This is a genomic window from Salinivibrio sp. MA440, assembly GCF_001996265.1.
Taxonomy (GTDB): Bacteria; Pseudomonadota; Gammaproteobacteria; order Enterobacterales; family Vibrionaceae; genus Salinivibrio; species Salinivibrio costicola.
Window position 1 is genome coordinate 65,067 of sequence record NZ_MUFI01000012.1, and the last position, 6,090, is coordinate 71,156.

Annotated in this window: 4 protein-coding genes; 1 reads left to right on the forward strand and 3 read right to left on the reverse strand. The window is 51.5% G+C overall.

Annotated elements, in window-relative coordinates; translation table 11 throughout:
- Window positions 1-68 precede the first annotated feature (68 nt).
- Window positions 69-968, forward strand: a complete 900-nt coding sequence (metF, locus tag BZG80_RS05855; protein ID WP_077678945.1) for a methylenetetrahydrofolate reductase — start codon at window positions 69-71, stop codon at window positions 966-968.
- Window positions 969-1,064: 96 nt separating this feature from the next.
- Here metF and BZG80_RS05860 read toward each other — a convergent pair whose 3' ends face one another.
- The 3 genes from BZG80_RS05860 to ppc all read right to left on the reverse strand — a co-directional run bounded on the left by BZG80_RS05860 (window position 1,065) and on the right by ppc (window position 5,770).
- Window positions 1,065-1,613, reverse strand: a complete 549-nt coding sequence (locus BZG80_RS05860) for a PadR family transcriptional regulator (RefSeq protein ID WP_077660328.1) — start codon at window positions 1,611-1,613, stop codon at window positions 1,065-1,067.
- A 56-nt stretch (window positions 1,614-1,669) separates the two neighbouring features.
- On the reverse strand, window positions 1,670-2,947 hold the full coding sequence (locus BZG80_RS05865) for an O-acetylhomoserine aminocarboxypropyltransferase/cysteine synthase family protein (RefSeq protein WP_077676550.1): 1,278 nt from the start codon (window positions 2,945-2,947) through the stop codon (window positions 1,670-1,672).
- Window positions 2,948-3,136: 189 nt separating this feature from the next.
- Complete coding sequence (gene ppc / locus BZG80_RS05870; RefSeq protein ID WP_077461540.1) at window positions 3,137-5,770, reverse strand: phosphoenolpyruvate carboxylase; 2,634 nt, start codon at window positions 5,768-5,770, stop codon at window positions 3,137-3,139.
- Between the last annotated feature and the right edge of the window lie 320 nt (window positions 5,771-6,090).

The window sequence follows — 6,090 nt, forward strand, 5'->3', positions numbered from 1 at the left end:
ATGGACGTCTAAACGTATAAACCAAAAACGCACATCATCGCGAATAAAACCGGTTGCAGGGAGAGGGTATGAGCTATACGCACGCAGGCCACATTGATGCACTTAATCAGAATATTGCCGACTTAGACGGTGATATTAACGTCTCATTTGAGTTTTTTCCGCCCAGCACGCCCAGTATGGAAGAAACCCTCTGGAATTCCGTGCACCGCCTCAAAGGGCTTAAACCTAAGTTTATGTCAGTGACTTATGGCGCCAATTCTGGTGAGCGTGATCGCACCCATGACATCGTGAAAAGTATTCATGATCAAACGGGGGTCGCGGCGGCGCCCCATCTAACCTGTATCGATGCCACTGAAGATGAGCTGCGCCATATTGCCCGTGACTACTGGCAAAATGGTATTCGTGACATTGTGGCTTTGCGCGGAGACTTACCGTCGCCGGAGAAAAAGCCGACTATGTATGCGGCGGACTTGGTGCGGTTGCTCAAAGAAGAACATGACTTTGATATTTCTGTCGCCGCTTATCCTGAAGTTCACCCGGAAGCGAAAAGTGCGCAAGCGGATCTCATTAATCTGAAACGGAAAGTCGATGCCGGTGCCAATCGTGCCATTACCCAGTTTTTCTTTGATGTGGAAAGCTACCTACGTTTTCGTGACCGCTGTGTGGCGGCGGGGATTGATGTCGAGATTGTGCCGGGGATTTTGCCCGTCTCCAACTTTAAGCAAGCTTCTCGGTTTGCGCAAATGACGCATGTGCGTGTCCCACAGTGGATGCACAAACAGTATCAAGGTCTTGAGGATGACCCTGTGACCCGGCAGATGGTCGGTGCCTCGATTGCTATCGATATGGTGCGCGTGCTCAGCCGTGAAGGAGTAAAAGATTTTCATTTTTATACCCTCAATCGGGCCGAATTGACCTATGCACTTTGCCATACTTTGGGGGTTCGCCCATTGGCTGTCGCACCTTAGCTAAACCGCTAAACCGCTAAACCGGTTTACCTTTAGCCAAAAAAAGCGCCCCGTTTCGTGGGGCGCCTAGGTTGCGAGTTGTGTTTATTGTTTTGATTAGGCGCTGGCGGCCAGCATCGTAAGCTCATCGCGCACTTCTTGCGCCCAGGCCATCCAAGCGCGACGTTGATGAATGCTGCGTCGTAATGCTAATCGCATGAGGCGTTGCTGTTGCGTTAATGATGTGGATTGACCGTAATCACGCTGCTCAAGCAGAGCATAATGATTAAGTAGTTGTTGTGATTCCGCAATCAAGTTATTGATATGCTCGAGCATCGGCGCGGGATCCAAGACCTCACAGCTGAGTAGGCGTGCGACGTACTCGTCGCGAGGCGGGGCCAGCTTAGGCGCTTGGATAAACCACGCCTCTAACACCTCGGTGCCGACAGGGGTGATGGCATAGACTTTTCTATCTGGTTTGCCGACTTGCGGCTCAAGTCGATAGGTCACAGCACCTCGCTCGGCGAGCTTAGTCAGTTCACGATATACCTGTTGATGGCTGGCTTTCCACACATTACTGATAGTGGTAGAAAACGCCTTGGTAATATCATAACCCGTGGCTTCGCAGTTGCTGAGTACCGTCAGTATGACATGGGGAAGTGACATCTTTTATATCCACATTTATTTATGACAATCGGTTCGCATGAGTCGCCTATCTCGGGCTATTTTACTGCACTCAATGCTTGTTCAAGGTCGGCAATGATGTCATCAATATGCTCAATGCCGATACAAAGACGGATCATTTCTGGGGTCACCCCGGCTTTCGCTTGCTCTTGCTCATTCAGTTGACGATGGGTGGTAGAGGCGGGATGGCAAGCAAGTGACTTAGCATCACCAATATTGACCAGGCGTTTAAATACATTCAGCGCATCATAAAACTGTACCCCCTCATCAAAGCCACCTTTTAAGCCGAAAGACAGCAGTGATGCGGGCAGTCCACCGCGGATAAGCGACTGGGCACGTTGGTAATGAGGATGATTTTGTTGACCGGCATAGTTCACCCATGCCACCGCTGGATGACTGGCAAGGTAATCCGCCACCGCTTTGGCATTCTCGCAGTGACGCTCCATACGCAGGCTCAAGGTTTCGAGACCTTGCATCAACATAAAGGCGTTCATCGGCGATAAGGCGGCGCCGCTGTTACGTAAAGGCACGGTACGCGCGCGGGCAATAAATGCCGCCGGACCAAAGGTATCGCTATAGACCACGCCGTGATACGCCGGCTCGGGCTGTGAAAATTGCGGGAAGCGGGCTTGATGTGCCACCCAATCAAAGGTGCCGCCATCAACGATCATACCGCCTAGGGTGGTGCCATGGCCGCCAATGTATTTGGTTAGCGAGTGCACCACGATATCGGCGCCATGTTCAATCGGTTTGCATAGCACGGGCGTCGCCACGGTATTGTCGACCACCAAAGGGACACCGTGCGCGTGGGCAACCTTGGCAAGACCGGGGATATCGGCAATATTGCCGGCCGGATTACCAACCGATTCGCAATACACCGCTTTGGTATTGGCATCAATCAGCGCTTCAATCGCACTGGCGTCGTCACTTTGGGCAAAACGTACCTCGATGCCTTGCTCAGGAAGCATGTGGGCAAATAGCGTATAGGTGCCGCCGTAAAGCTGTGGCGTGGCGACAATGTTATCACCGGCCTTGGCCAGGGTTTGGATTGCATAGGTAATTGCCGCGGCGCCAGCACTGACGCATAGGCCTGCGATACCGCCCTCTAATGCCGCCACACGTTGTTCTAATACATCGTTGGTGGGATTCATGATCCGCGAATAGATATTGCCCGGCACATCGAGGTTAAACAGATCAGCACCATGTTGGGCGTTATCAAACTCATAGGCGACGGTTTGATAGATGGGGGTAGCGACTGATTTGGTGGTCGGATCGGTCTGATAACCGTGATGAATCGAGAGGGTTTCGTCTTTCATGGCAATTCCTTTGCGTTTTCCTTTGCGTTGTTAAATCGCGTCACCGCGACCTTCCATAGTAATAATACTATCAATGTAACAGCAAGCCTTAGACGTGGCTATGGATAAAAAATCTCGCGTGTGCGTCGGTTTCTATTCGCTCGCTTGATACAAAAAAAAAGCCGCACCCGAGGGTACGGCTTGAGTCGATTAGCCAGTGTTACGCAGGCCTGCGGCAATGCCCGCGATGGAGATCATCAAGGCATCGTCAAGCGACTGATCGTCCTCTTCACATTGCCGTGTACGGTATAACAGCTCAGCTTGCAGCATATTCAGTGGCTCGACGTAAATATTACGTAAGCGAATCGCCTCAGCGCCCCATGGGTTTTGCTCCATCAGGTTATCGCTGTTTTCCACCGCCAAAATCACTTGAATGTCTTGGCGTAATTGATCGCGGAGTGATTCACCCAAAGGCCAGAGGCTTTCATCGACCAAACGCTGATCATAGTATTTGGCAATATCGAGGTTGGTTTTGGTAAACACCATCTCCAGCATGCCAAGCCGGGTGGAGAAGAATGGCCACTCACGACACATTTCTTCTAGCTGGGCTTTATGGCCTTTGGAAATGGCATGATCGATCGCTTGTCCAGCGCCCAGCCAAGCTGGAAGTAAGAGGCGATTTTGACTCCAGGCGAAAATCCAAGGAATTGCCCGTAAGCTCTCGACACCACCATTGGGGTTACGTTTGGAAGGGCGCGATCCCAGTGGCAATTTGCCTAACTCAAGCTCTGGTGTGGTGGAGCGGAAGTAAGGCACAAATTGCTCATGGCCGCGAACCACATCGCGATAGGCTTGGCAAGAAATGTCACTCAAGGTATCCATCAGCGCACGCCACTCTTGTTTGGGCTCTGGTGGCGGTAGCAGGTTAGCTTCTAAAATGGCGCTGGTGTAGAGGTTCAAACTGTTGACCGCGACATCGGGCAGCCCCAGTTTAAAGCGGATCATCTCGCCTTGTTCGGTCACACGGAGGCCACCTTTTAAACTACGAGGGGGCTGTGACAACAAGGCGGCATGGGCGGGCGCACCGCCACGGCCTACGGTGCCGCCACGGCCATGGAAGAGGGTTAAATCAACCCCTTGGTCATCGCATAAGTTGACCAGTGCTTCCATGGCGCGATATTGCGCCCAACCGGCTGCCATCACCCCGGCATCTTTAGCTGAGTCCGAATAGCCTATCATCACCATTTGGAAGTTCTGAGTAAAGCCACGGTACCAATCAATCGCCATGAGCTCGCCAATGACTGATTCCGCGTTGTTCAGGTCGTCCAAGGTTTCGAATAACGGGCACACATCCATGCGGAATGGGCAGCCGGCTTCTTGGAGTATCAAATGTACCGCCAGCACGTCCGAGGCGGTCCTCGCCATTGAAATCACATAGGCACCAAGCGCTTCACGCGGCTGCTGGGCAATCACCCGGCAGGTGTCGATCACCTCTTTGACGTCATCCGACGGGGTCCAATCACGGGGTAATAGCGGCCGTTTCGAGGACAATTCACGGATCAAGAAGGCTTGTTTGTCTTGCTCGCTCCATTGTGCGTAATCGCCCATCCCCAAATAGCGGGTCACTTCTGAGAGCACATCGGCATGACGAGTGCTTTCTTGGCGAATATCGAGCTTGATTAAGTGAACACCAAAACATTGCACGCAGCGAAGCAAATCAAGCAACTTACCGTCGGCAATAATGCCCATGCCGCATTGGTGGAGTGACTGATAACACGCCAGTAATGGCTGCCACAGCTGCTGGGTGTCGGTCAGAATGCCCTGTGATGACGTGCGTTCGCCTTTCAGCTTGGCATCTAAATAACTTAATGTGTGATTGAGCTGACTGCGCAGCGTTTTCAAGATCGCGCGATACGGTTCGTGCGCCTCGCCGGCCATCTCGCGCACGGTGTCATCACACTGAGTCATCGACAGTTCGCTGATCAGATCTTGCACATCACGCAAATACAGGTCGGCGGCTTTCCAGCGTGAAAGCAGCATCACTTCACGGGTGACCTCGCTGGTGACATACGGGTTGCCGTCGCGGTCACCGCCCATCCAAGAGGAAATTTGTACTGGCTTGGCATCAATGGGCAAGTTGATGTCTAAATGGCTCTCAAGCTGCTGATCGAATTGGCGTAAAAATGCGGGCACTGCTTGCCATAATGAATTTTCAATCACCGCGAAGCCCCACTTGGCCTCGTCGAGCGGTGTCGGGCGCTCTTGGCGAATCACATCGGTATGCCAGGCTTGTGCAATCAACTGTTCAAGGCGTTTCTCGGTTTTGGCTCGCTCGTCGGCGCCTAAATAGTCGCTCAGCTCGAGTTTGGATAAGCATTTATTGATTTGCACCAAGTTATGAATGGTGGTACGGCGCGCAATTTCAGTGGGGTGCGCGGTCAGGACTAACTCAATTTTTAAATCGGCGATCGCCTTCTGCGCGTCATTGGCATCAATCTCACCTTGGCTGACGCGTCGGAGCAGGTTATCAATCGCATCGGGGCTACACTCATGGGTGTCAGATTGGCGCGACACCGTATGGTATTGCTCAGCAATATTAGTCAGATTCAAAAATTGGCTAAAGGCGCGGGCGACCGGAAGCAGTTGGTCTGCGGGTAAGTTTTGCAGCACGGTTTTCAGCTTAGCATGATCATCCTGATTACCTGCTGCAGCCGATTTTGAGAGCTGACGAATTTCCTCAACTTTTTCTAAAAGTGCGGGGCCATGGGCATCTTCAATGGTGTTGCCCAGCAGATGGCCAAGCATACTGACGTTACTTTTTAAGGCAGAGTACTTTTCGTTCATAGCGTATCCATTCTGTAACAAAGTTACATCCTACTGTGACTGTAAAGACCCAATCTAGCGAATGTTGCGTGATCGGGTCAACTTAACCGCAAGTTAGCGCGAAAACTGGCTACCGGATTTGATGCTTATCATAGAGCCACCTCAAAAGATGAAAAAAAGTTTCAGCTTTCATGTTTGCTAGCTTCTAGAGGGTCTTTCCGCGCTCGTCATCGTGGGATTTTGTCGTAAATGACGACCGTGTTATTTGCATGGTTAGATAGAATTATTGCTCTAATATGAATAAATAGAGATTAAAAGTGATTTTTTACGCTTTTTGGGGT

Excerpts from the sequence above, each read along its gene's own strand:
- metF (WP_077678945.1), top strand. The coding sequence starts at position 69 with ATGAGCTATACGCACGCAGGCCACATTGATGCACTTAATCAGAATATT.
- BZG80_RS05865 (WP_077676550.1), bottom strand. The coding sequence starts at position 2,947 with ATGAAAGACGAAACCCTCTCGATTCATCACGGTTATCAGACCGATCCG.
- ppc (WP_077461540.1), bottom strand. The coding sequence starts at position 5,770 with ATGAACGAAAAGTACTCTGCCTTAAAAAGTAACGTCAGTATGCTTGGC.
- BZG80_RS05860 (WP_077660328.1), bottom strand. The coding sequence starts at position 1,613 with ATGTCACTTCCCCATGTCATACTGACGGTACTCAGCAACTGCGAAGCC.